Here is a 24,355-nt window from a genome sequence, read left to right as displayed (position 1 = left end):
TCAGGATGCGGCGACCCTCAGGAGGAGGGCCGTCCCCTCGACGGCGTGGTGCTCCGAGCGAGCTTCGCGGCGACGTCCACGAGCGACTCCGGGCGCGCGAGAAGCGCTCGCTGCGTCGGGGCGGCGATGAGCTGCTCGAGCAGCCGATGGGCCCCGTCGACCGTGGGCGCCCAGTACCCGCCCACATGGTGACGGCTGAGCGGGAGGACCTGCGGCCCGCCGTCGACCGTGATCGTGAGCGAGCCGTCATCCGGGTCCACACCGAGGTCGGAGAGAGCAATCGCCGAGAGAGCGCCGAGGATGACCGTGCCGACGAGACCGGGCAGGCGGAACCTCGTGGTCGGGACGTCCAGTCGGATGCGGTCGACACCGCCCCACGGGATGATCCCCCGATTCTCGACGCCCTCACGCAACAGGACGGCGTCGGGCGTCAGACGGAGGTGATGCCGCCCGGGATCCCCGACCGCCAGAGCCCCGGGGACCGCGAGCAGGGGCCCGTAGCGCTTCATCCGAGAGCGTCCGGACCTTCCGTGACGAGAAGGTGGAACTGCGCGGCGTCGAGCACGCGGATGCCGAGCTCCTCCGCCTTCGCGAGCTTCGATCCTGCACCCGGCCCCGCCGCGACGAAGTCGGTCTTCTTGGAGACGCTGGACGCCGCCTTGCCGCCGGCCTGGATGATGGCCTCCTGAGCGCCGTCACGCGTGTAGCCGTCGAGAGAACCGGTGGCGACGACCGTGAGACCCTCGAGCACTCCACCCTCGGCGACCGCTCCGCCCGGGCCGGGATGACCGGGCGTCGCCCACTGCACGCCGGCGTCGGTCCACTGCTGCACGATGTCGCGGTGCCAACCGACCTCGAACCAGGCGAGGAGCGAGTCGGCGATGATGCCGCCCACGCCTTCCACCGCGGCGAGATCGTCGCGGGATGCCGCCCGGATCGCGTCGAGCGAGCCGAACCACTGCGCGAGCGCACGAGCGGCGGACGGCCCGACGTGACGGATGTTCAGGGAGACCAGCAGACGCCAGAGGTCCTTCGTCTTGGCCTTCTCGAGCTCGGCGAGGAGCGTCACGGCCTGCGAAGACGGCTGCGGCCCCTCGACACCCGACTTCTTCTCGGCGGCCGTGGGGTTGCGACGGAACGGCGCACGCGTCTTCACGAGTCCGTCTTCATCCTCCTTGGGCAGTCCCGTCTCGGCGTCCTTCACGACGAGCTCGATCGGCACGATCTGCTCGAGGGTGAGGGCGAACAGGCCGGCCTCGGTCTCGAGCGGCGGTGTCGCAGGCGACGTCGGCTGCGTCAGCGCGGCGGCGGTCACCTCGCCCAGGGCCTCGATGTCGAGTCCGCCGCGGGATCCGATGTGCTCGACGCGGCCGCGCACCTGCGCCGGGCACGAGCGGGCGTTCGGGCAGCGGAGGTCGATGTCGCCGTCCTTCATGGGGCGCAGCGGCGTGCCGCACTCGGGGCACTCGACCGGCATGACGAACTCGCGCTCGGTGCCGTCACGCTTCTCGACCACCGGGCCGAGCACCTCCGGGATCACATCGCCCGCCTTTCGCAGCACGACCGTGTCCCCGATCAGCACGCCCTTCGCCTTGACCACATCCTTGTTATGCAGAGTCGCCTGCCGCACGACGGATCCCGCGACGTGCGCGGGTGCCATCACGGCGAACGGCGTGGCGCGGCCGGTGCGGCCGACCGACACGACGATGTCGAGGAGCTTCGTCTGCACCTCTTCCGGCGGGTACTTGTAGGCGATCGCCCACCGCGGTGCGCGGCTGGTGGCACCCAGCTCGTCGTGCAGGGCGAGCTCGTCGATCTTCACGACGATGCCGTCGAGCTCGTGCTCGATGTCGTGGCGATGTTCGCCGAAGTACTCCACGAACTCGACGACGTCATCGACGCTCGCGCACACCCGCGTGTGCGGGCTCGTCGGCAGACCCCACTCGCTGAGGAGGTCGTACACCTGGCTCTGTGCCGCGACCGGCGGGTTCTCCCACGCGCCGATGCCGTGTACGTACAGGGCGAGCGACTCGATGCGCAGAAGCCCGGCTTCGAGCTCCAGTCCGTCCTTCTTGTCGATCTGCTGGCGGAGCCCTCCGCTCGCGGCGTTGCGGGGGTTCGCGAACGACGGGAAGCGCCGCGCCGCGGCCGTGCGAGCCTTCTCCTCGTCGAAGGGCTTCCTAGCGCCGGAACGCGCCTCCCAGCGGGCCAGCGCGTCGGCATAGGCCCGTTCGCGGAACTCCGCCTGCGCCGCGTTGAGCCGCTCGAAGGCCGCGACCGGGATGAAGACCTCGCCGCGCACCTCGACGATGGGGGGATGCCCCGTGCCGCTCAGCTGCGCGGGAATCATCGGCAGCCGCAGCGCGTTCTCCGTGACGATCTCGCCCACCCGGCCGTCGCCGCGAGTCGCCGCGGAGGTGAGGCGGCCGTTCTCGTAGCGGAGGTTGATCGCGAGTCCGTCGATCTTGAGTTCGGTGAGCCAGTCGACGTCTCGACCGGCCGAGGCTCGGGTCTTGGCGGCCCACTCACGGAGCTCCTCGATCGAGAAGACGTTGTCGAGACTCAGCATCCGCTCGGCGTGCTCGATCGTGGCGAGCCCGGTCGCCTCTGCGGCGCCGACCATCTGCGTCGGCGAATCCTGTCCCTGCAGCTCGGGATGCAGGCGCTCGATCTCCTCGAGCCGATGCATCCACCCGTCGTACGTGGCGTCGTCGACGAGGGAGGTGTCGCGCCCGTAATAGGCGTCCTTCGCCTCGAGGATGCGAGTCGTCAGCTCCTCAGCCTCAATACGGGCGTCTTCCAGCGAGATGTTCTCCGGCACCCGCTCAGTCTACGAGCGACCACCGACATACTCGGGAGCCGCTACGCGTCGACCGGCACCGCCGACACCGTGCGATCGATCGTGAACTGCCCGCGCACGCGCGTGCCGATGTACAGCACGGCGGTCTGCCCCGGAGCCACCCCGTCCAGCGGTTCCTCGGGCACGACGGTCACACCGGACTCCGAGACCACGGCGCGCGCCGCGACGGGCTCGGCGTGGGCGCGGATCTGCACGTCGCAGGCGAACTCCGACTCCGCAGGTGCCGCACCGGCCCAGCTGAAGCGCTCCCCCGCGATCTCCCGCGTCGCGAGCGCCTCCTTGGGCCCGACGACGACCGTGTTCGACACCGGTCGCACCTCGAGCACGAAGCGGGGCTTGCCGTCGGGCGCCGGCACTCCGAGCTTGAGCCCGCGACGCTGTCCGACGGTGAACGCGTGCGCACCCTCGTGCGAACCCACCACCGCACCGGTCCGATCCACGATCTCGCCGGTCGCCGTTCCCACCTTCTCGGCCAGCCAGCCGCGTGTGTCGCCGTCGGGGATGAAGCAGATGTCATGGCTGTCGGGCTTCTGCGCGACGGTCAGCCCGCGCTCGGCGGCCTCGGCGCGCACGATCGCCTTCGACGGCGTCGTGCCGAGCGGGAAGTACGTGTGCGCCAGCTGCTCCGCCGTGAGCACGCCCAGTACGTACGACTGGTCCTTCGCGTTGTCAGCGGCACGGTGCAGCTCGAGTCCGGCATCGGTGGAGACGAGCGTGGCGTAGTGGCCCGTGCACACCGCGTCGAAGCCCAGCTCGATCGCGCGCTCCAGGAGGGCGGCGAACTTGATCTTCTCGTTGCAGCGCATGCACGGGTTCGGGGTGCGTCCCGCCTGGTACTCCGACACGAAGTCGGCGATCACATCGTCGCGGAAGCGCTCCGAGAAATCCCACACGTAGAAGGGGATGCCGAGCAGGTCGGCCGCGCGGCGGGCATCGAGCGCGTCCTCGATCGTGCAGCACCCGCGACTTCCGGTGCGCAGCGTGCCGCCCGCGCGGGAGAGCGCCAGGTGCACTCCGACGACGTCGTGCCCCGCGTCGACGGCCCGTGCGGCCGCCACAGCGGAGTCGACGCCGCCGCTCATGGCCGCGAGTATCCTCATGGGACCAGTCTACGAGCGCTCGCCTGGGCCGGACCCGGATGCGCGTGCGTAGACGTCCCCGATCGCGCTCAGCACGGCGTCGACGTCGGCGTCCGACGAGGTCCGCCCGAGGGAGAAGCGGAGCACGCTGCGTGCGTCCTGCTCAGTGCGCCCCATCGCCGTCACGACATGCGAGGGCTCCGCGACGCCCGCCTGGCACGCGGAGCCGGTGGACGCCGCGACACCGTGCATGTCGAGGAGGAAGAGCAGGCTCTCCCCCACGGCCCCGGGGAACAGGATGTGCGCGTTGCCCGGGAGCCGGTCGACGGGCTCCCCCAGCAGTTCGGCGACGGGAACCCGCGAGAGGATGCCCGAGACCAGTCGGTCCCGCAGCGCGGAGAGCCGCTCGTGCTCGGCCTCGCGCTCCGACTCCGCGAGCTCGACCGCGGTCGCGAAGGCCGCCGCTCCCGCGATGTCCTGCGTCCCCGCGCGCAGTCCGCGCTGCTGTGCCCCTCCGTGCAGCAGCGCGCTGAGCCGCGCGGTCCGCGAGACCACGAGAGCGCCCACGCCGACAGGCGCCCCGATCTTGTGACCGGCGACACTCAGCGCCACGAGTCCGGTGCCGGCCGTGGCCTCCCCCCGCAGTCCGCGGAACGACAGCGGGACATGACCGAGGGCTGCGACGGCGTCGAGGTGCAGGGGTGTCCCGGCTTCGGCGGCTGCTGCGGACAACGCCGTGACGTCGTTCAGCGTGCCTGCCTCGTTGTTCGCCACGAGCGCGGTGGCGAGGGCGGCTCCGGGCAGCTGCGCCGCGAAGTCGTCCACCTCGATCGCGGCCGTGGGCGAGACGCGCGCACGACGGACGAGAGCGCCCGCCGCCACCAGAGCCTCGACCGTGTCCATCGTGGCGTGGTGCTCAGCGTCCGGCAGCACGATCGCGTCCGCGCCCTCGGCGCGCGCAGACCAGAGCCCCTGAAGCCCGAGGTTGATCGACTCGGTGCCCCCGGATGTGAGCACGACCTCGATCGGGTCGCAGGCGAGCACTGCGGCGATACGCTCCCGCGACTCCTCCAGCAGCCGCCGCGCTCCCTGCCCGGCGCCGTGCGTCGACGATGCGTTCCCGACGACCTCGCTCGCCCGCAGCCAGGCCGCCCGCGCCTCCGGGCGCAGCGGGGTCGTCGCGGCATGGTCGAGATAGTGCTGCATCCCTCCACTCTCCCGCATCTCGCGGTCGACAGGGCCCATTTCACGGACGACCATCCGTACCTGCCCTCCCTGCGCGGCGTGGGACCGGATGCGGACTGGTCTGACACCCGGGCTCGGCGCTCTAGTGTGTACTCATGCCCGCGAACCGAGTCCTCACCGTGCCCGGCGGAACCACCCTCGACGACCTCGGCGTGCGTCTGCACGACGGCGTCGGGACGCTGCGCATCTGGTCGCAGAACGCCTCGTCCGTCGAGCTCGTCGTGTTCGATGCGGAGGACCTCGACTGGGCGACCGATCAGGTCGATCTCGAGCGCCTCCCCGGCGGCGTCTGGGAGGTCACGACGCCGCTGCTCCAGCCGGGCACGCGCTACGCGATCCGCGTGGGCGGACCGCACGGCCCCGGCAACACCTTCAACCCCGAGACGCTGCTGCTCGATCCCTACGCGCGGGGCCTCGCGCAGGGCGACGGCTACGAGGAGTGGCGCTCGGTCGTCATCGAGGACGGCTTCGACTGGGGCGACTCCGCGAAGCCGCGCATCCCGCTCGACCGCACCGTCATCTACGAAGGGCATCTGAAGGGCCTCACGAAGCGCCAGCCCGACGTACCACCGGCACTCCACGGCACCTACGCCGGACTCGCCCACCCCGCGATGATCGCGTACTTCCACGATCTCGGAGTGACCTCGATCGAACTGCTCCCCGTGCACGCCTTCGTGCCGGAGCCGCGCCTGCTGGAGCGCGGGCTCACGAACTACTGGGGGTACAACACCCTGAACTTCTTCACCCCGCACACCGCGTACGCGACCGACGACGCCCGCAAGGGAGGGCCGGAGGCCGTGCTCGCCGAGTTCAAGGGCATGGTGCGGCTTCTGCACGAGGCGGGGCTCGAAGTGATCCTCGACGTCGTCTACAACCACACCTCCGAGGAGGGCATCGGCGGGCCGCGGTCGAGCCTGCGGGGCATCGACAACGCCAGTTACTACCGACAGGACGCCGCCGGCGCGTACGTCGACACGACCGGGTGCGGCAACACGCTCGACACCTCGACGGATGCGGGGGCGCGCCTCGTCCTCGACTCGCTGCGGTACTGGGCGCAGGAGATGCAGATCGACGGCTTCCGCTTCGATCTCGCGACCGCGATCGCCCGCGACGGGACTCACACCTACACCCCCGAGCACCCGCTCCTCACAGCGATCGCGGAGGACCCGATCCTCCGCGACACCAAGCTGATCGCCGAGCCCTGGGACGTCGGTCTCGGCGGGTGGCAGACCGGCAACTTCCCGGTCGGCTGGCACGAGTGGAACGACCGCTACCGCGACCGCGTCCGCAACTTCTGGCTCAGCGACATCGACTACGCGCGGCGGGCGTCGGCACCGGTCGGGATCGGCGGGTTCGCGACACGCCTCGCCGGCTCCTCCAACACGTTCTCGGAGGAGCGCGGTCCACTCGCGAGCATCAACTTCGTCACGGCGCACGACGGCTTCACCCTGAACGACCTCGTCTCGTACGACGTCAAGCACAACGAGGCCAACGGCGAGAACAACCGTGACGGCGCCGACACGAACCGCGCCTTCAATCACGGCATCGAAGGACCGACCGACGACGTCGGGATCCTCTCGACCCGACGCAAGGCGATGCGCAACCTCCTCGGCACCCTGCTGCTCTCCGCCGGTATCCCCATGCTCACGGCGGGTGACGAGGTCGGTCGCACGCAGCGCGGCAACAACAACGCCTACGCACAGGACTCCGCGCTGACCTGGCTGAACTGGGAGCCCGAGCCGTGGCAGGAGGATCTGCGGGCGCACGTCTCCCGGCTCATCCGGCTGCGCACCGAGAACCCGGCGCTCCGTCCGAGTCGCTACGCGCGGCTCGGCGAGCACATCCCCAACGCCTCCGTCATGGACTGGTTCGACCAGAACGGCGAGACGATGGAGAGCGAGCAGTGGACCGATCCGGGCAACCGCACGCTCCAGTACGTCGCCGCCTCGACGCCGGATAGAGAGGCCGCGAACCGCATCCTCCTGATCGTGCACGGCACGGAGTCGCCGATCGACGTCCGCCTCCCGGAGGATCTCGAGGGCGCGACACGTTTCGTGTCGCTGTGGTCGAGCGCGGACGAGCACCCGTCGTCCGCGGAGGACGTCTTCGCCCCGGGCGACGTGCTCCCCGTCCCCGGCACGTCGATGCGTCTTTTCCGGGTCGAGTAGCACACGGCACGCCGCATGTCTGCGCGCTTCCGAGCATCCGGACAGCGCGGTACTGTCGGGATGTGGCCGCACGAACGAGCAGCACCCGTCCGACAGCTCTCCGGAGCGCCGCTCAGATCCCCCTGCGCCCGTTCGGGCCGACGCAGGACGCACAGGATCTCCGCACGCCGCGGATCCCTCTGCTCGATCCCTCCCCCGTCGTCGCGGGCGGGTTCACGCCCAAGGCGTTCGTCGGAGAGGTGGTGCCGTTCAGCGTCGTCGCGTTCCGCGAGGGGCACGACCTCATCGGGGTGCAGTTGCGCCTGACGGCACCGAACGGCGAGGAGTCGTTGCATCGCCTGCGCCCCCGGCTCGACGGCACGGACCGGTGGGGGGCCGAGGTGGCGCTGGACCTCCAGGGCGGCTGGACCTTCGGGTTCGAGGCCTTCTCCGACGACTTCGCGACGTGGGCGCACGCGACCGAGCTAAAGGTCGCAGCCGGGGTCGACGTCCCGGTCATGGCGGCGCTCGGCGCAGACCTCCTCGCCCGAGCCGCCGCAGAGAAGGACCGGCCGGCTCCGCAGCGGAAGCTCCTCTCCGCGACGGCCCTGGAGCTGCGGACCGCAGAGCCCGACCGCATCCTCGCCCTCTCGACCGATCCCGCCGTCGCGGCGGTCTTCCGGGAGCGCCCCCTGACCACCCTCCGGTCCGTCACCGGGCCTCGTCCGCTCCTGGTCGAGCGAACAGCCGCCGGAGTCGGCGCCTGGTACGAGTTCTTCCCGCGCTCCGAAGGGGCGAGACGGCTCAAGGACGGCACCGTGAAGAGCGGGACGTTCCGCACCGCCGCACGACGTCTTCCCGGCGTGGCCGGGATGGGCTTCGACGTCGTCTACCTAGTGCCGATCCACCCGATCGGCACGAGCAACCGCAAGGGGCGCAACAACACCCTGACGACCGAGCCCGGCGACCCCGGTTCCCCCTATGCGATCGGCTCGCCGGATGGCGGCCACGACGCGATCCATCCCGACCTCGGCACGGCCGCGGACTTCCGCTTCTTCGTGCGCGCGGCGCGCAAAGAGGGTCTCGAGGTCGCTCTCGACCTCGCACTGCAGGCCTCTCCCGACCATCCCTGGGTCACGGAGCACCCCGAGTGGTTCACGACGCTTCCCGACGGGACGATCGCGTACGCCGAGAACCCGCCCAAGAAGTACCAGGACATCTACCCCCTGAACTTCGACAACGACCCCGAGGGCATCTACGCGGAGATGCTGCGGATCGTGCAGCACTGGGTGCACGAGGGAGTGAAGATCTTCCGTGTCGACAACCCGCACACCAAGCCGCTGCAGTTCTGGGAGTGGCTGATCGCGACGGTGAACGCCGACGACCCGGACGTGATCTTCCTCGCCGAGGCGTTCACCCGGCCGGCGGTCATGCGCGCCCTCGCGGCCGTGGGGTTCCAGCAGAGCTACAGCTACTTCACGTGGCGCAACACGAAGGCCGAGCTCGAGGAGTTCCTCAGCGGCGTCGCCCACGACACGAGCGACTACATGCGCCCGAACCTCTTCGTGAACACGCACGACATCCTCACCGAGTACCTCCAGTTCGGCGGACGAGCCGCGTATCGGATCCGCGCCTGCATCGCCGCCACGGCCGCGCCGGTCTACGGCGTGTACGCCGGGTACGAGCTCGTCGAGAACGTGGCACGCCCCGGGTCCGAGGAGAACATCGACAACGAGAAGTACGAGTACAAGGTGCGTGACTGGGAGGGGGCCGAGCGGACGGGTGACTCTCTCGCTCCCCTGCTGCGGCGCCTGAACGCCATCCGGCGCGAGCACCCCGCGCTCCGCCAGCTGCGCAACTTCGCGACGCACTGGAGCGACGACGACGCCGTCCTCGTCTACAGCAAGCACCTCGACGCGGTGTTCACGGCCACCGGACGCCCCGACACGGTCATCGTCGTCGCCAACGTCGACCCGCACTCGGTGCGCGAGACCACGGTGCATCTCGACACCTCGATCTGGGGGGTCGTGCCCGGCGAGCCCTTCGAGGTCGAGGACCTGCTGACGGGAGCGGTCTGGACCTGGACCGATCACAACTACGTACGACTCGACGCCTTCGACGAGCCGGTGCACATCCTGAGGGTGAGGGAGCGATCATGAGCTATCTCGAGGACGTCACGTCGTCCGCCGACTGGGCGGCCGTCGCTGAGGGGGCGCACCACGATCCGCACGCGGTCCTCGGCTCGCATCCGCACACCGATGCGGCGGATCGCACCGTCACCGTCATCCGCGTCCGCCGACCGCTCGCGGCATCCGTCGCCGCGGTGTTCCGCGACGGTACGCGCCTCGAGCTCGCTCATGTCGCGCACGGCATCTGGGAGGCTCAGCACGACGGCTCGCCGGTGGCGTATCGCGTCGCGACGGCCTACGGCGACGACGAGGAGACACTGAGCGGGGACCCGTACCGCCATCCGCCCGTTCTGGGCGATCTCGACCTGCACCTGATCGCCGAAGGGCGCCACGAGCGCCTCTGGGAGGCTCTGGGGGCCCATCCTCGCGACCTCGACGGCGACTCCGGCGTCTCCTTCACGGTATGGGCACCGAACGCGACCGGCGTCCGCGTCGTCGGCGACTTCAACGGCTGGAACGGCCAGGGGCACGCGATGCGCTCCATGGGCGTGAGCGGGATCTGGGAGCTGTTCGTCCCGGACGTCCCCGTCGGAACCACCTACAAGTACGAGATCCACACGCGCAACGGCGCCTGGTTACTCAAGGCCGATCCGATGGCGCAGGCGGCACAGGTGCCCCCTGAGACGGCGTCGGTCGTGACGCGCTCGTCGTACTCGTGGAGCGACGGCGCCTGGATGACGCGCAGAGCGGCCACGCACGCGGTCGCGCAGCCCCTCTCGGTGTACGAGGTGCACCTGGGCTCCTGGCGAGCGGGACTCGGCTACCGCGAGGTCGCCGATCAGCTGATCGCCCACGTGACCGAGGCCGGATTCACGCACGTCGAGTTCATGCCCCTGTCCGAGCACCCGTTCGGCGGCTCCTGGGGCTACCAGGTGAGCGGCTACTACGCCCCGACCAGCCGCTTCGGCAGCCCCGACGATCTCCGTCATCTGATCGACCGCCTGCACCAGGCCGGCATCGGCGTCATCATGGACTGGGTCCCCGGTCACTTCCCGAAGGATGCGTTCGCCCTCGCCGGGTTCGACGGGCAGCCCCTCTACGAGCACCCGGATCCGCGACGCGGCGAGCACCAGGACTGGGGCACGCTGATCTTCGACTACGGCCGCCCGGAGGTGCGCGGCTTCCTCGTCGCGAACGCGCTCTACTGGCTGCGGGAGTTCCACGTCGACGGGCTGCGTGTCGACGCCGTGGCATCCATGCTCTACCTCGACTACTCGCGCAAGGACGGCGAGTGGGAGCCCAACATCCACGGCGGGCGGGAGAACCTCGAGGCGATCCGGTTCCTCCAGGAGGTGAACGCGACCGCGTACCGGCTGCACCCCGGCATCCTCATGATCGCCGAGGAGTCGACGAGCTTCCCGGGCGTGACGGCGCCCACGGACCATGCGGGACTCGGATTCGGGTTCAAGTGGAACATGGGGTGGATGAACGACTCCCTGCAGTACATCGAGCGCGACCCCATGTACCGCTCGCACCACGAGGGCGAGATGACGTTCTCCTTCGTGTACGCGTTCGGCGAGAACTATCTGCTCCCGATCAGCCATGACGAGGTCGTGCACGGCAAGGGCAGTCTGCTCGCCAAGATGCCCGGCGACCACTGGCACAAGCTCGCGAACGTCCGCGCGTATCTCGCGTACATGTGGGGCCATCCGGGCAAGAAGCTGCTGTTCATGGGGCAGGAGTTCGGGCAGCTCGCCGAGTGGTCGGAGTCGCGAGAGCTCGACTGGTGGCTGCTCGACCAGCCTTCGCACGCGCAGCTGCAGGGCTTCGTCGGCGAGCTCAACCGCACGTACCGCGCGCAGGCGCCGCTGTGGGAGCGCGACAACGACGGCTTGTCGTTCTCACGGCTCGGTGCGCCCAGCTGGGACCCCACGGTGATCGCCTTCGAGCGTCGGGACGCACACGGCGGACGGCTCGTCGTCATCAGCAACTTCGCGGGCGTCGAACGCACCGGGTACCGGCTGGCGCTCCCCCGCGAGGGCGCGTGGGAGGAGATCCTCAACTCGGATGCGGAGAGCTTCGGCGGACGCGGATCCGGCAACCTCGGCCTGGTGGTGGCCCACCCCGAGGACGGCTCGGACACGTCGGTCGCGACCGTCACGCTGCCGGCGCTCTCCACCATCTGGCTGCGCCATCAGAACGACCCGCACATCCCGAGCGTCACTCGCGGCTGACGGCGGACCCGGAAGACCGGATCCGCCGCGAAAGCGTCAGAAGAGCAGTGAGGACAGGCGGTTCCGCGCCGACACGACACGCGGATCCGCGGCGCCGATGAGTCCGAACAGCTCGACGAGACGCTCGCGCACGGGGGCGCGTTCGGCCGACGGGAGCTGCGCGAACAGGTCGAGGAGCCGTCCGAAGGCGTCGTCCACGTGTCCGCCCGCGAGGTCCAGGTCCGCGACGTCGAACTGCGCCTGCACGTCGAGAGGGCCTGCGGCCGCCGCGGCACGCGCCGCCTGCAGGTCGAGGCTCTGCACGCGGTCGAGGAGACGCACCTGCCCGAGACCGGCGATCGCGTCCTCATCGCGGGGGTTCTCCGCGAGTGCCTTCTCGTAGGCGATGATCGCCGCCGCGTAGTCGCCGCGCTCGATCGCCTCGAAGGCCTCGGCGTGCAGGGGCGGCATCGGCGGCTCCACGGGCTCCGAGTCGGAGGTCTCGGGGGCGTCACCCACGGGCAACGTCCCCGTCACACCGTTCTGCGCGGCGACCTGGAGCAACTGAGCGAAGACCTCGCGCACCTGCTCCTCGGGGACGGCGCCCGTGAACATCGGAACCGGCTGGCCGGCGATGAGCGCGACCACCATCGGGATCGACTGCGCACGGAAGCCCTGCGCCAACTGTGGATTCGCGTCCACGTCGACCTTCGCGAGCAGGACGCGACCGCCGAGCTCGCGGGTGACCTTCTCGATGACGGGGCTGAGCTGCTTGCACGGACCGCACCACTCCGCCCACAGGTCGACGACGACGGGGACCGTGCGCGAGATCTCGAGGATCTGCCCGAACGACTCGTCGGTCGCGTCGACCACGACGTCGCTCACGGCGCCCGCGGGAACCGGTGCCGCCGCGCCCGCGGCGGGGCTGGGGCGGTTGCGAAGGCTCGACAGGTCGACGGCGCCGCGCAGGGCCGCGGGAGAGATATCGGTCACTTGATCACCTCGACGGAGAGAAGGTCCTGGTGCACGGCGAGAAGCTTGATCTGCTCGGTGGAGCCCTGCGCCGGGACGGAGAAGAAGAGCTGGAACTCGTACTTGGTCGTGACGCCCTTGGCGGACTCCGTCACACCCGTGAGCGCCTTCGCCTGCGCGTTCTGGTCGAAACGGATCACGGCGTCGGCCGAGGTCGGCGTCACGCTCTCGGAGTCGATGAGGGACACGGCGACGATCGCACCGCTGCCGAGAGTGGTCATCGACACCGGAGCACTGTCGGCCGGCACGATGTCGAAGGACGTCTGCGAGGTCTCCGCGGCGCCCGAGTCGGCGAGGTTCTGCACCACCGTCTGGCGGCTGTCCTGGATGGACTTCGCGAGGTTCAGGGCGGTGTCGTCGAACAGCCCGTGCGACGCGCTCGCATCCCCGGCGTCCACGACGTCGGCGAAGGCGGCGGCGAGCTGCCCGGGCTGCAGGCTCAGGAACGCCGAGTCCGCGGGCACGAGAGAAGTTCCGAGCCACGCCGCGGCGACGTCCGGGAACACGGCATCCGCGGACATCTCGGCGATGTTCGTCACCTTGTAGGGGGACCAGGGGTCCTGCTGCGTCATGGTCAGGATGACCGGGGGCACCGTGTCGTCGCCGGTGCTCTGCGAGAGCATCAGGACCGTCCGGGGCCAGCGGTCGGTCGCTTCGGGCAGCACGACCTCGACGTCATCGGTCGGGATGACCGTCGGCACGGGCGTCTCGGGCACCGCGGAGCGCAACGCGTACTCGGTGGTCCTCGCCGCGAGGGCAGGTCCGTCCATGCGGGTCTTCGCGAGCTCGATGTCCATCGCCGTGTCGGCATCGGCGAGCGTCGACGAGACCTCCTCGAGGATCCGCTTGGCCTGCGCCTCGGTCACTGCCGGAGGCTTCTGGTTCTCGGGGGCGATCACCGTCGCGCTGGGCGACGGCGTCGGGGTGCCCTCTCCGAACTGCGGCCACGAGTCGGCGGAGCAGCCGGTGGCGATCACGGCCGTCAGGGCGAGCGCGGGGATCGCGAGCAGCCGACGTCGCGGCGTCGGGTGTGCGCGGCTCTCGGAACGACGAGCGTCGTCCGTGTCGGCGGGAGTCCCCTCCCCGGCGCCCGGCACCGGGGTGTCCGCGGTCTCAGAGCCGTCGACCGGAGCATCGTGCGACGGAGCATCGACCGACGAGGACTCGATCGCAGCGCGCTCCGACGGCGGCAGCTGGGCCAGGTCGATGGGCTCGGTGGCCGGCAGCGGTCCGGGTCCCTTGCGACGCGGTCCGCGGCCTCGACGCTGATGCCGGATCGCCAGCACGTACAGCACGAGACCGGCGGCGAGCACGATGCCTCCGGCGACCATCAGCGGCCCGGCGAGCGGCGTGGAGTTGTCGAGCGGCCACGACACGACGATGTCGCTCGGAGCATCGGCGGTGCCGTCCTGGGCGACGAGCACGCTCACGCCCTCGGGAACCTGCATGCCGGCGGTGAGGGTGCCGGTGTCACTGAAGGACTCCAGCCAGAGGTCCGACCCCGCGGGGTCGCGCCCCGGCGCCGGAGCCTCGGCATCGTCCGTCGCGGCGTCATCGGTCGCGGGAGTCTCCGTGGGCTGCGGCGCGGCGCTCGTGTCGTCCGTCGACTCGACGGACGCGGTGACGTGCTCGACGTCAAGGGCGCCGTCCGTCCCCACGCTGACGTGGTTGTAATCGGAATCGGCCAGCCAGGCCTCCATGTCGGCGGTCCGACCGTACGCCGCGAAGACGTCGCCGTCTCCCGAGACCCGCAGGGTCTGCGCACCCGGATGCTCGCGGAGCACCTCCCCGTCCAGCAGCACGAACGGCGCCGGCTCGTCCACCTCGACCGAGACCTTCTGGCTCGAGGGACCCATGAAGACGGTGCGCTGGGCGATGCCCGCACCGATCAGGCCCGCGGCCAGCACGAAGGCCACGACAGCCCATACGAAACGCACGAATAGTCTCCTCACGCGCCTCGGACGCACGCCCGAGTCGCAACACTCGACATTTCAGACTAGCGAAACCACCTGTGTGTTGCCCACGAGGCATGTCTCGCGGGCTCGCCGCGGCACGTCGCGGTCGGTGCGCACCTCCGCGCCGGATAGCCTTAGGTACCGATCACGAGGAGTCCGATGAAGATCCACAGTCCGTTCCGCACCGCCCTCGTGGCGACGCTCGGCGTCGGGCTCGGCATCCTCCTCATCACCAGCGTGCAGAGCCTGTCCACGGTGCTGCTCTACGTGGGAACCGCGCTCTTCCTGAGCCTCGGCCTCGATCCGCTCGTCTCGTTCCTCGAGCGCCGACGGCTCCCCCGGTGGCTGGCCGTCCTCATCACCATCCTCGCGGTGCTCGGCGTCTTCGCCGGGATCATCCTCATCGTCATCCCGGTGCTCGTCGACCAGATCTCGCAGCTCGTGACGCAGGTGACGGTGATCGTCAGCCGTCCGAGCCTGCTCGGCGACATCGAGGAGTGGATCACGGCCGCGTTCCCGAACCTCGACGTCGAGCGCGTGCTCCAGGAGGCCCAGGCGTGGCTCATCGCCAACCTCGGCGACATCACGAACAGTGTCATCAACGCGAGCCTGTCCGTCGTCACGGGGCTCTTCGGGGCCTTCATCGTGCTGATCCTGACGATCTATCTCACGGCATCCACTCCTTCTCTCAAGCGCGCCGTCTACCAGCTGGCGCCCGCGTCGAAGCGCGACCGGTTCGTCGACCTCGCCGATCAGATCACCGACTCCGTCGGCTACTACGTCATGGGTCAGGTGTCGCTCGGCGTCATCAACGGCATCCTCAGCATGATCTACCTGTCGATCATCGGCGCGCCGTTCCCCGCCGTGCTCGCCGTCGTGGCGTTCTTCTTCTCGTTGATTCCGCTCGTCGGCACGCTCACGGGCTCGACGATCATCGTCCTGGTGTGCCTGATCCCCGGTCTCGGGTCCCCCGGGATCGCCATCGCCGCCGCGATCTACTACCTCGTCTACATGCAGATCGAGGCCTACGTGATCTCGCCCCGCATCATGAGCCGGGCGGTGTCGGTCCCCGGCGCGGTGGTCGTGGTCGCCGCGCTGGCCGGCGGCAGCCTGCTCGGTCTGCTCGGTGCGCTGATCGCGATCCCGGTCGCGGCGAGCATCCTGATCATCTACCGCCAGGTGCTGATCCCGAGGATGAACGAGCTCTAGGCGACAGGCCACTGCGTCGGCAGCGGCAGCGCCGACGGGTTGACAGCCGCGACGATCTCGGTGAGCACACGGCGCGTCTGGCTCTCGCCGACCCAGAGGTGCTTTCCGCCCTCGACGGCGATCAGGTTCGCGTGCGGGATCGACGCGAACCGCTCGCGCGCCTCGGCCGGACGCAGATAGTCGTCGAGCTCGGGAACGAGGATCACGACCCGTGTGCCGGAGTCGCGCCAGGCGGCGACCTCCTCGTCCGTCGCGCGGTGCAGCGGAGGAGACAGCAGGATGATGCCCTCGACGTCGTGGTCCCGCCCGTACTTCAGCGCGAGCTCCGTGCCGAACGACCAGCCCAACAGCCACGGCCGCGGGAGGGAGCGCTCGCCGACGAAGTCCATCGCCGCCGCGACATCGAGTCGCTCGGCAGCTCCGCCGTCGAACGCGCCGTCGCTCGTGCCCCGGGGCGAGGTCGTGCCACGCGTGTTGAAGCGCAGCACGGCGAGGTCGGCGAGGGCGGGCAGGCGTGCCGCGGCCTTGCGGATGATGTGCGAGTCCATGAAGCCGCCCGCGGTGGGCAGCGGGTGCAGCGTCACGAGCGTCGCGACGGGTGCGGACGTCTCCGGGACGGCGAGCTCGCCGACGAGCGTCAGGCCGTCCGCCGTCCGGAGGTCCACGTCCTCACGTCGTGCCGGAAGCTCCAGCGGTCCACGGATCTCGAAGCTCACGCCATCCTCCAACAGTGCGTATGCCAGTGCCGACGTGCGGCGAGGTCCGCCGCGTCGCCCAGGACGCCGTCCGCACGCCACGCGACGATGTGCGCCGTTCCCGGGGTGATCATGCGCCCGCATCCGGGGCACATGTACTCCTTCTGCGCCTGGGGCCCGGAGACCGGCTGCACCGTCCACTCCGTCCCCCGACGCACCTCGGTCCTCTTCCAGGAGGCGAGGAGACGGTCCAGCGAGTCCTCGCCCTCAGGGCGCGACGGACGTCGTCGGTGCGAGCGGGGCATCGCCGCCGCTCACCACCAGTGGTTCTTGGTCCAGAACGCGTGCGCGCCGGCCCAGCTGCCGTAGCGGCCGGTGGCGTAGCCCGTGGCCCAGCGCAGGTTGTCGACGGGGTCGTATCCGTTACCCGGGACCTTGCTGCACGGGAGCGCCTGCACGAGGCCGCACGCGCCCGAGGACTTGTTCGTCGCGTTGGGGTTCCAGCCGCTCTCGCGGGACACGATGTAGTCCACGTAGCCCCAGTCCGCCTCGGCGATGCCGGCTGCGGCCATCCATTCGGCGGGAGCGCCACCGCCGGTGTAGTAGAGCGGTCCCCCGCCGGAACTCGATCCCGAGGACGCGGTGGTCGGCGTGGGCGTCGGGGTCGGCTTCGGCGTCACGTAGACGGAGAAGGAACCGCGCTGGACCGGAGCGATCTCCGCTCCTTCCACGGTGACGGTGAGGTTCTGCGTATCCGCCAGAGCCGCCGCGTACGCGGACTCGGTCTCGGCCTCGGCGGGCTGCTGCGCCAGGGCGACGCCGGTCGGAGCGACGAGCGCCGCCGCGAATCCGACCACGGCCAGAGCGGCGAAGAACCCGACGATCCCGCGCCGACGGGTGCCCGAACGCGCCGACAGCGCGGTCGATGCGGGCACCGGCGTCACGTCGTTTCGATGAGGGGTCATGTCGTTTCGGGAGTTCACGATAGGGGGCAGTCTACCCGGTCACCGCCGGAGCGGCCACGGGAACGTTCAGCGAACGGCCAGGATCACGTCGATCGTCGCGTCGAGCAGCGCGTCGACCTGCTCCTCGCGGTATCCGCCGCGCTGCATCCGGAACGCCGCTCCCCGCAGCTGCTCGGCCGTGAGCGGCTCGCCGTCACGCAGGTAGCGCACGATCCGCGAGGCGACGTGGTCGACCTCGTCGACGCGGTATCCGAAGGTGAGGACGCCGGTGCGCGCGAAGCGGTGGCGCCGGGGTCGGGCGAGGTGGTCCAGGATCACCTGGGCGTCGCCGCGGGCCTGCTCGACCCATGCTCCGGCGCCCTGCGCACGAACGCTCCGATCACGGGAGCGCGCGGCCAGTGCGTCCTCGACGCGGCCGAGGGCGGCGTCGACCTCGGCGACGACGTAGCCGTTCTTCACGAGCGGGAACGAGGCGACGCGCACGTCGGCGGCGGTGAGCTCTCCCCCGTCCTCGAACGCCGTGCGGGCGGCGGCAAGGAACGTGTCGACCGCGGCGCGATGGTAGCCGCGCACACGGCCCGCGGTCAGTGTGAACGCCGGCCGCGCCTGCGGCGCCTCGGTCGTGTCGAGCAGGTCGTCAGAAGCCATCACAGCACCGTCCAGGAGGAGAAGAGGAAGTACAGGCACAGGGCGGGGATCGTCGACGGCAGGATGCTGTCCAGGCGGTCGAGGAGCCCCCCGTGTCCGGGGAGCCAGGAGCTCATGTCCTTGATGCCGAGGTCGCGCTTGAGCATCGACTCGCCGAGATCGCCGAGGGTCGCGGACAGAAGGATCGCGACGCCGAAGATCACGCCGATCCACCATGGCACTCCCAGCAGGAAGATCGCGAGGAGCACCCCTGCCGCCACGGAGGCGACGACGGCTCCCCCGAACCCCTCCCACGTCTTCTTGGGGCTGATGCGCGGAGCCATCGGGTGCCGGCCGAAGGCGAGACCGGCTGCGTACGCCCCGGTGTCGGCCGCCACGGCGATCGCGATGAAGCTGAGCACCCACCACTCCCCGCCGTCCTGCTTGAGCAGGATGAGGGCGACAGCGGCGAGGAACGGCACGTACACCTGCACGAACCCGCCGATCACGGCGTCCGCGAGCACGTCGCCGTACGTCCGACCGTCCTTCTCGACCATCTGAGCCACGAGGCGCCAGACGATCACGAACGCGACGGCGAGGAACAGCGTCACCCAGACGAGCCAGAGATCGAGGAAGAACGCCGACAGCACGAGGAGACCCGCGGCGACCAGCTGCGGGACCACATCGATGCGTCGTCCGGACGTCCGAAGCGCGAGCGAGAGCTCGTACACGCCGAGCAGCGCGGCGGCCAGCGCGAACGGCACGAACAGCACCTTGATGAACAGGAGCGACGCGAGGAGTGCGCCGCCGAACGCGAGTCCGATCAGGATCGCGACGATCAGGTCGCGACCCGTGCGCTCCTTGATGCGCTCGTTCGCCAGATCGAGCTGATCGCGGGCGTTCGAGACGTGCGTTCCGAACTCGTCGCGCGCGGCGCGCCACTGCTCCCGGATCGCGTTGTGGTCACCCGTCGCGAGGGTCTCCACAGGCACGACGGGCAGCTCGTCGGGAAGCGGCGGGCGCGGCGGGATCGCCTCGGCGTCGAAGCGCGGGAAGGCGTCGTCGGCCAACGGCGTGCCGCCGGTCGACGTCGACGAGTCGCGCGCCTCACGGCGCGTATGCGGCTTGTCGGTGTCTTCACCGGTGGGGTCGTCGGTCATGCGGCCTACACCTCGAGGAGTTCGGCCTCTTTGCGCTTGAGAGCGTCGTCGATCAGGTCGACGTGCTGGCGCGTGAGGACGTCGAGCTCCTTCTCACCGCGGACGATCTCGTCCTCGCCGAGCTCGCTCTTGAGGGCGTCGAGCTCATCCTTGGCTTTGCGACGGATGCCGCGGACGTGGACCTTCGCATCCTCACCCTTGGACTTCACGAGCTTGACGTACTCCTTGCGACGCTCGGCCGTGAGCTCCGGCATCGTGACGCGCACGAGGTTGCCGTCGTTCGTGGGGTTCGCGCCGAGGTTGGGCATCTCGCGCACGGCCTGCTCGATCGCCTTGAGCGCCGACTTGTCGTACGGCGTGATGATGAGGGTGCGCGCCTCCTGGTTCGCCAGGGAGGCGAGCTGGGCGAGAGGCGTGGGCGTGCCGTAGTAGTCGACGAGCAGCTTCTGGAAGAGCTGCGGGTTGGCCCGGCCGGTACGGACCGTGGAGAAGTCCTCCTTGGCGGCTTCGACCGCCCGCGTCATGCGAGTGGTGGTTTCAGCGAGGACGTCCGCGATCACGGTGACTCCTATCGTCGGGGTGTTCTGAGAATTCTATCGGGCCGGACGCGGGAGTCCGGTGAGGCGCTCAGGCGGTGACGAGCGTGCCGATCGGCTCTCCGAGGAGGGCGCTGGTCACGTTGCCCGCGGGCTCCATGCCGAACACGCGCATGTCCATGTTGTTGTCCATGCACAGGCTGAATGCGGTCGAGTCGACGACCTTCAGACCACGCTGCAACGCGTCACGGTAGGTCACGCGATCGATCCGCTCGGCATCCGCGTGCTTGTTGGGGTCGGCGGTGTAGATCGCGTCGACGCCGTTCTTGGCGACGAGCACCTCCTCCGCGCCGATCTCCAGCGCGCGCTGCGCGGCCACCGTGTCGGTCGAGAAGTACGGGAGCCCGGCGCCGGCGCCGAAGATCACGACGCGGCCCTTCTCCATGTGCCGCTCGGCGCGGCGCGGGATGTACGGCTCCGCGACCTGCGTCATCGAGATCGCCGACTGCACGCGGGTCGGGGCGCCGGCCTGCTCGAGGAAGTCCTGCAGGGCGAGGGCGTTCATGACGGTGCCGAGCATCCCCATGTAGTCCGCGCGACCGCGGTCCATGCCGCGCTGGCTCAGCTCCGCTCCACGGAAGAAGTTGCCTCCTCCGACGACGATCGCGATCTCGACGCGATCGACCGCGGCGGCGATGTCACGGGCGATCTGACTGACCACGTCGGGGTTGACGCCGAGCTGGCCGGCGCCGAACGCCTCGCCGGAGAGCTTCAAGAGGACGCGGCGGCGTCCGGTGCGTTCGGTCATGGGGGTAGTCCTCTCGTCCCGTTTCAAGATAGTGCCTTCTGGGCATGAAGAAGGGGTCCGGATCTCCTGGATCCGAACCCCTTCGACTGTGCTACGCGCCGACCTTGAAGCGTGCGAAGTCCGTGACGGTGATACCGGCGTCCTTCGCCACCTGGGCGACCGAGAGCTTGTTGTCCTTCGCGTAGTCCTGCTCGAGCAGGGCGACCTGCTTGATGAACGCGGACACGCGACCCTCGACGATCTTGGGCAGAGCCGCCTCGGGCTTGCCCTCGTTCCGGGAGATCTCGGTGACGATCTCGCGCTCCTTCTCGACGGCGTCCGCGGGGACGTCCTCGCGGGACAGGAACGAGGGGTTCGCGAACGAGATGTGCTGCGCGATGCTGCGAGCGGTTTCCGCGTCGTCACCCGTGTAGGCGACGACGACGCCGATCTGCGGGGGCAGGTCCTTGCTCGTGCGGTGGAGGTAGACCTCGACCTTGTCGCCGGCCACGGTGCGGACCTGACGCAGCTCGACCTTCTCGCCGATGATGGCGGCCTCTTCGGAGATGACCGTCTCGACGGTCTTGTCTCCGGCCGGGGCTGCCAGCGCAGCCTCGACCGAGTCCGCCTTGGCAGCGGCGACGGCGTCGGCGACCTTGTCGGCCAGCGCGATGAAGCGCTCGTTCTTGGCGACGAAGTCGGTCTCGCACGCGAGCTCGACGAGCGTGACGGAACCGTCGTTCTCGCGAGCGGCGATCAGGCCCTCGCTGGTGGAACGGTCGGCGCGCTTCGCGTTGCCCTTGGCACCCTTGAGACGCAGGATCTCGGTGGCCTTCTCGACGTCTCCGTCGGCCTCCTCGAGCGCCTTCTTGGTGTCGACCATTCCCGTGCCGAGCTGCTCACGCAGCGCCTTGAGGTCGGCGATGGTGAAGTTGGCCATGTGTGGTGGCTCCTTGCTTCGTGATGTGTGTGGTGGTCGCGGAATTACTTGGCGTCTGCGGCCTCGGCGGCGGCGACCTCTGCGGTCTCCTCACCGGAAGCGGCCGCGACAGCCTCGTCGTGCGCCTCGGCACCGGCCTCGTCGGCTGCGGTCTCGACGACCTCGGCCTCGGTGACCTGCTCGGCGGGAGTCTCGAGGAGCTCCTTCTCCCACTCGGCCAGCGGCTCGACGTCGCCGGACTCGGGGTTGTGCTTCTGCTGCAGGCCCTCGGCCGCGGCGTCGGCGATGATGCGCGTCAGCAGCGAGACGGAGCGGATCGCGTCGTCGTTGCCGGGGATCGGGTACTGGAAGTCATCCGGGTCGGCGTTCGTGTCGAGGATGCCGATCACGGGGATGCCGAGCTTCTTGGCCTCGTCGATCGCGAGGTGCTCGCGCTTGGCGTCGACGACCCAGAGGGCGGACGGCGTCTTGGTGAGGTTGCGGATACCGCCGAGCGACTTGTGCAGCTTGTCGAGCTCGCGCTTCTTGAGCAGCAGCTCCTTCTTCGTGAAGCCCGAGGCGGCCGGGTTCTCGTAGTCGAGCTCCTCGAGCTCCTTCATGCGGGCGAGGCGCTTCGCGATGGTGGAGAAGTTCGTGAGGAGTCCACCGAGCCAGCGCTGGTTGACGAAGGGCTGGCCGACGCGCGTCGCCTGCTCGGCGAGGATCTCCTGGGCCTGCTTCTTGGTGCCGACGAAGAGGATCGTGCCGCCGTGCGCGACGGTCTCCTTGACGAAGTCGTAGGCCTTGTCGATGTAGCCGAGCGACTGCTGGAGGTCGATGATGTGGATGCCGCTGCGCTCGGTGAGGATGAAGCGCTTCACCTTCGGGTTCCACCGACGGGTCTGGTGTCCGAAGTGCACGCCGCTGTCGAGCAGCTGGCGGATGGTGACCACAGCCATGGTCGTCTCCTGGTTCTGGCGCGGTTCTGCGCCGTTGAGGTTGTCAAGCCGATCGGTCGATCGGACTTCCTGGCACCCGGCGCACACCCGCCCGTTCGGAAACGGGACCTGTGGGAGTGGATGCCACGACCTTCGTCTCTCGACGACGTCGCTGTGGGCACGCGTAGTCACCCCGAAATCGAGGTGCTCCTTCAGCATACAGGATGCGGCCGTGGCACTCGCCCTCCCCGACGGTGCCGGTGGCTCGCTTCTCCCCCGCTCTCGGCACACCACTCGCGGGCGCGGGCACGCTCGGGTGCGGCTCGGGCAGGATGCCGCGATGAGACCCCGCCTGTGCCTCGCGCTGATCCTGCTCCTCGCCTTCCTGCTCCTCGTCCCGGGGTCCAGGGCGGCGGGTGCGCCGTCGGCGGACCCCGGAGACGACGTCGTCGCCGACGGACTCCCGCAGTGGACGTGGCCGGTCGTCGGTCCTCGCCGGGTCACCGAGAGGTTCCGTGCTCCCGCGCACGCCTACGGCCCGGGCCATCGGGGCATCGACGTCGATGCCCCGATCGGCGTCACGGTCACGGCGCCGGCCGACGGCATCGTCGCGTTCCGCGGGGTCGTCGTGGACCGTGCCGTGCTGACGATCACCCATTCCGACGGACTCGTGTCCTCGTTCGAACCACTGCGTTCGGACCTCACCGCAGGCACCAGCGTGGCGGAGGGCGACGCGATCGGCGTCGTCGAGATCGGCGGCCACAGCGTCCCCGGAACCCTGCACCTGGGCGTTCGCCTGGATGGCGCCTACATCGATCCGCTGCTGCTCTTCGGCCCCGTTCCGCGCGCGGTGCTCCTCCCCTGCTGCGAGCTTCGGTGACCGTGCGTCGGTGCCCCGCAGCCGTACTCAGGCGCGAGGGTGGGCGAGGCGGTAGGTGGCCGCCAGCCGTTCCGAGGACACATGGGTGTAGATCTGGGTGGTGCCGAGACTCGCGTGACCGAGGATCTCCTGCACGGCCCGCAGGTCCGCCCCGCCGTCGAGGAGGTGCGTCGCGGCCGTGTGCCTCAGGGCGTGCGGCCCGACAGTCTCCTCGCCGACGATCGGAGACAGGACGTCGGCGACGAAGGCGTAGACGGCGCGGGAGCCGATACGTCCACCGCGTGCGCCGAGCAGAAGCGCCGGCGAGGCTGCGGACGCACGCAGGGCGAGAGCCGGACGCCCACGCGTCAGGTAGGCCCGGACGGCGTCACGCGCAGGGATGCCGAAGGGGACGACCCTCTCTTTGGCCCCCTTGCCGAGGACGCGCGCCGTGGCGCGGTCGAGGTCGAGGTCGTCGACGTCGAGCCCGCACAGCTCGGAGACTCGGATCCCCGCGCCGTACAGCAGCTCGAGGATCGCGTGATCGCGGAGCGCGACGGGGTCGCCCTGAGCAGCGCCGACCCGCTGCGCGTCGAGCAGCGTGCGCATCGCGTCCTGCGAGGCCACGGTCGGAAGCGTGCGCCCCCGTTTGGGGGCGACGAGGCGCAGGCTCGGGTCGTGCGTGATGAGCTCCTGCTCCTGAGCCCAGCCGAAGAAGGAGCGGACCGCGGCAGCACGGCGCGCGAGTGTCGAGCGTGCGTCCCCGCGCTGCGTCGCCCGCCAGAGCCAATCGCGGAGCGTGTCGAGAGTCACCTCCTCGAGTGACGCCGAGCCGACATCGACGGCGAGATCCCGCAGATCGGAGCGGTAGGCACGCACCGTCGCCGGTGACAGGCGTCGAACACGCTCGAGGTGCTCCGCGAACGCGGTGGCGGCCTCGGCGAACTCCATCCCCCCAGGATGCCGCCGCGTGCCACCGCCTGTCTGCAGCCTCGCCGTG

General features: G+C 69.9%; 21 protein-coding genes. 5 read left to right on the top strand and 16 right to left on the bottom strand.

Annotated features, from left to right (window positions below):
• Positions 1 to 17 precede the first annotated feature (17 nt).
• The 4 genes from ACIPY8_RS09430 to ACIPY8_RS09415 are packed head-to-tail and all read right to left on the bottom strand — an operon-like array spanning position 18 to position 5,145.
• Positions 18 to 509 (bottom strand): hypothetical protein, encoded by a 492-nt coding sequence (locus ACIPY8_RS09430; RefSeq protein WP_400817290.1) that lies wholly within the window; start codon positions 507 to 509, stop codon positions 18 to 20.
• On the bottom strand, positions 506 to 2,821 hold the full coding sequence (gene ligA, locus ACIPY8_RS09425; RefSeq protein ID WP_400817288.1) for an NAD-dependent DNA ligase LigA: 2,316 nt from the start codon (positions 2,819 to 2,821) through the stop codon (positions 506 to 508). The genes ACIPY8_RS09430 and ligA overlap by 4 nt, the downstream gene beginning before the upstream one ends.
• A gap of 41 nt (positions 2,822 to 2,862) precedes the next feature.
• Complete coding sequence (gene mnmA, locus ACIPY8_RS09420; protein WP_400817286.1) at positions 2,863 to 3,960, bottom strand: tRNA 2-thiouridine(34) synthase MnmA; 1,098 nt, start codon at positions 3,958 to 3,960, stop codon at positions 2,863 to 2,865.
• A gap of 9 nt (positions 3,961 to 3,969) precedes the next feature.
• Positions 3,970 to 5,145, bottom strand: a complete 1,176-nt coding sequence (locus ACIPY8_RS09415) for a cysteine desulfurase family protein (protein ID WP_400817284.1) — start codon at positions 5,143 to 5,145, stop codon at positions 3,970 to 3,972.
• Positions 5,146 to 5,279: 134 nt separating this feature from the next.
• Between ACIPY8_RS09415 and glgX the strand changes: the two genes are divergently transcribed.
• From glgX to glgB, 3 genes are all read left to right on the top strand, one after another.
• Entirely contained in the window at positions 5,280 to 7,352 is a 2,073-nt protein-coding gene (glgX, locus tag ACIPY8_RS09410; RefSeq protein WP_400817282.1) for a glycogen debranching protein GlgX, read from the top strand.
• A gap of 62 nt (positions 7,353 to 7,414) precedes the next feature.
• Entirely contained in the window at positions 7,415 to 9,490 is a 2,076-nt protein-coding gene (locus ACIPY8_RS09405; RefSeq protein ID WP_400817280.1) for an alpha-1,4-glucan--maltose-1-phosphate maltosyltransferase, read from the top strand.
• A complete protein-coding gene (glgB, locus tag ACIPY8_RS09400) occupies positions 9,487 to 11,694 on the top strand; it encodes a 1,4-alpha-glucan branching protein GlgB (RefSeq protein ID WP_400817278.1) in 2,208 nt (735 codons plus the stop codon). The genes ACIPY8_RS09405 and glgB overlap by 4 nt, the downstream gene beginning before the upstream one ends.
• Positions 11,695 to 11,730: 36 nt before the next feature.
• On the opposite strand, the gene ACIPY8_RS09395 is transcribed toward glgB, so the two are convergent.
• Together ACIPY8_RS09395 and ACIPY8_RS09390 are read right to left on the bottom strand one after the other, a co-directional pair.
• Positions 11,731 to 12,666 carry a tetratricopeptide repeat protein gene (locus ACIPY8_RS09395; RefSeq protein WP_400817276.1) on the bottom strand — a complete coding sequence of 312 codons (936 nt, stop codon included), beginning with the start codon at positions 12,664 to 12,666 and terminating at the stop codon, positions 11,731 to 11,733.
• Entirely contained in the window at positions 12,663 to 14,642 is a 1,980-nt protein-coding gene (locus ACIPY8_RS09390; protein ID WP_400817274.1) for a glycosyl transferase, read from the bottom strand. The genes ACIPY8_RS09395 and ACIPY8_RS09390 overlap by 4 nt, the downstream gene beginning before the upstream one ends.
• 177 nt (positions 14,643 to 14,819) lie before the next feature.
• Between ACIPY8_RS09390 and ACIPY8_RS09385 the strand changes: the two genes are divergently transcribed.
• Positions 14,820 to 15,869: an AI-2E family transporter gene (locus ACIPY8_RS09385; protein ID WP_400817273.1), complete on the top strand. Its 1,050-nt coding sequence runs from the start codon at positions 14,820 to 14,822 to the stop codon at positions 15,867 to 15,869.
• Here the strand turns inward: ACIPY8_RS09385 and ACIPY8_RS09380 are convergent.
• From ACIPY8_RS09380 to rpsB, 9 genes are all read right to left on the bottom strand, one after another.
• A complete protein-coding gene (locus tag ACIPY8_RS09380; RefSeq protein ID WP_400817271.1) occupies positions 15,866 to 16,585 on the bottom strand; it encodes an alpha/beta hydrolase in 720 nt (239 codons plus the stop codon). The two genes, ACIPY8_RS09385 and ACIPY8_RS09380, sit on opposite strands and share 4 nt — an antisense overlap.
• A complete protein-coding gene (locus tag ACIPY8_RS09375) occupies positions 16,582 to 16,869 on the bottom strand; it encodes a hypothetical protein (protein WP_400817270.1) in 288 nt (95 codons plus the stop codon). Before ACIPY8_RS09375 ends, ACIPY8_RS09380 begins: the two co-directional genes overlap by 4 nt.
• Positions 16,870 to 16,878: 9 nt before the next feature.
• Positions 16,879 to 17,529, bottom strand: coding sequence for a transglycosylase SLT domain-containing protein (locus ACIPY8_RS09370; protein ID WP_400817268.1), 651 nt, complete (start codon positions 17,527 to 17,529; stop codon positions 16,879 to 16,881).
• A gap of 66 nt (positions 17,530 to 17,595) precedes the next feature.
• Positions 17,596 to 18,177: a DivIVA domain-containing protein gene (locus ACIPY8_RS09365; protein ID WP_400817266.1), complete on the bottom strand. Its 582-nt coding sequence runs from the start codon at positions 18,175 to 18,177 to the stop codon at positions 17,596 to 17,598.
• Positions 18,177 to 19,316, bottom strand: coding sequence for a phosphatidate cytidylyltransferase (locus ACIPY8_RS09360; protein WP_400817265.1), 1,140 nt, complete (start codon positions 19,314 to 19,316; stop codon positions 18,177 to 18,179). Before ACIPY8_RS09360 ends, ACIPY8_RS09365 begins: the two co-directional genes overlap by 1 nt.
• A 5-nt stretch (positions 19,317 to 19,321) precedes the next feature.
• Positions 19,322 to 19,876, bottom strand: a complete 555-nt coding sequence (gene frr / locus ACIPY8_RS09355; RefSeq protein WP_400817263.1) for a ribosome recycling factor — start codon at positions 19,874 to 19,876, stop codon at positions 19,322 to 19,324.
• A 67-nt stretch (positions 19,877 to 19,943) separates the two neighbouring features.
• Entirely contained in the window at positions 19,944 to 20,660 is a 717-nt protein-coding gene (pyrH, locus tag ACIPY8_RS09350) for a UMP kinase (protein WP_400817261.1), read from the bottom strand.
• A 91-nt stretch (positions 20,661 to 20,751) separates the two neighbouring features.
• Entirely contained in the window at positions 20,752 to 21,579 is an 828-nt protein-coding gene (gene tsf / locus ACIPY8_RS09345; protein ID WP_400817260.1) for a translation elongation factor Ts, read from the bottom strand.
• A 44-nt stretch (positions 21,580 to 21,623) separates the two neighbouring features.
• Positions 21,624 to 22,517 (bottom strand): 30S ribosomal protein S2, encoded by an 894-nt coding sequence (rpsB, locus tag ACIPY8_RS09340; protein WP_400817259.1) that lies wholly within the window; start codon positions 22,515 to 22,517, stop codon positions 21,624 to 21,626.
• A 319-nt stretch (positions 22,518 to 22,836) separates the two neighbouring features.
• Between rpsB and ACIPY8_RS09335 the strand changes: the two genes are divergently transcribed.
• Positions 22,837 to 23,376, top strand: coding sequence for a murein hydrolase activator EnvC family protein (locus ACIPY8_RS09335; RefSeq protein ID WP_400817258.1), 540 nt, complete (start codon positions 22,837 to 22,839; stop codon positions 23,374 to 23,376).
• A 27-nt stretch (positions 23,377 to 23,403) separates the two neighbouring features.
• On the opposite strand, the gene ACIPY8_RS09330 is transcribed toward ACIPY8_RS09335, so the two are convergent.
• On the bottom strand, positions 23,404 to 24,306 hold the full coding sequence (locus tag ACIPY8_RS09330) for a tyrosine recombinase XerC (RefSeq protein ID WP_400817256.1): 903 nt from the start codon (positions 24,304 to 24,306) through the stop codon (positions 23,404 to 23,406).
• Positions 24,307 to 24,355 lie beyond the last annotated feature (49 nt).

The sequence above is a fragment of the Microbacterium sp. NPDC089696 genome, assembly GCF_044749125.1.
GTDB lineage: Bacteria > Actinomycetota > Actinomycetes > Actinomycetales > Microbacteriaceae > Microbacterium.
Note: the sequence above shows the minus strand (reverse complement) of the source record. Positions and strands in the feature narration are given on the sequence as shown.

What these genes read in the sequence shown, in the direction of transcription:
- ACIPY8_RS09430 (WP_400817290.1), bottom strand. Translation starts at nt 509, where the DNA reads ATGAAGCGCTACGGGCCCCTGCTCGCGGTCCCCGGGGCTCTGGCGGTC.
- mnmA (WP_400817286.1), bottom strand. Translation starts at nt 3,960, where the DNA reads ATGAGGATACTCGCGGCCATGAGCGGCGGCGTCGACTCCGCTGTGGCG.
- ACIPY8_RS09415 (WP_400817284.1), bottom strand. Translation starts at nt 5,145, where the DNA reads ATGCAGCACTATCTCGACCATGCCGCGACGACCCCGCTGCGCCCGGAG.
- glgX (WP_400817282.1), top strand. Translation starts at nt 5,280, where the DNA reads ATGCCCGCGAACCGAGTCCTCACCGTGCCCGGCGGAACCACCCTCGAC.
- glgB (WP_400817278.1), top strand. Translation starts at nt 9,487, where the DNA reads ATGAGCTATCTCGAGGACGTCACGTCGTCCGCCGACTGGGCGGCCGTC.
- ACIPY8_RS09385 (WP_400817273.1), top strand. Translation starts at nt 14,820, where the DNA reads ATGAAGATCCACAGTCCGTTCCGCACCGCCCTCGTGGCGACGCTCGGC.
- ACIPY8_RS09375 (WP_400817270.1), bottom strand. Translation starts at nt 16,869, where the DNA reads ATGCCCCGCTCGCACCGACGACGTCCGTCGCGCCCTGAGGGCGAGGAC.
- ACIPY8_RS09370 (WP_400817268.1), bottom strand. Translation starts at nt 17,529, where the DNA reads ATGACCCCTCATCGAAACGACGTGACGCCGGTGCCCGCATCGACCGCG.
- ACIPY8_RS09365 (WP_400817266.1), bottom strand. Translation starts at nt 18,177, where the DNA reads ATGGCTTCTGACGACCTGCTCGACACGACCGAGGCGCCGCAGGCGCGG.
- ACIPY8_RS09360 (WP_400817265.1), bottom strand. Translation starts at nt 19,316, where the DNA reads ATGACCGACGACCCCACCGGTGAAGACACCGACAAGCCGCATACGCGC.
- pyrH (WP_400817261.1), bottom strand. Translation starts at nt 20,660, where the DNA reads ATGACCGAACGCACCGGACGCCGCCGCGTCCTCTTGAAGCTCTCCGGC.
- tsf (WP_400817260.1), bottom strand. Translation starts at nt 21,579, where the DNA reads ATGGCCAACTTCACCATCGCCGACCTCAAGGCGCTGCGTGAGCAGCTC.
- rpsB (WP_400817259.1), bottom strand. Translation starts at nt 22,517, where the DNA reads ATGGCTGTGGTCACCATCCGCCAGCTGCTCGACAGCGGCGTGCACTTC.
- ACIPY8_RS09335 (WP_400817258.1), top strand. Translation starts at nt 22,837, where the DNA reads ATGAGACCCCGCCTGTGCCTCGCGCTGATCCTGCTCCTCGCCTTCCTG.
- ACIPY8_RS09330 (WP_400817256.1), bottom strand. Translation starts at nt 24,306, where the DNA reads ATGGAGTTCGCCGAGGCCGCCACCGCGTTCGCGGAGCACCTCGAGCGT.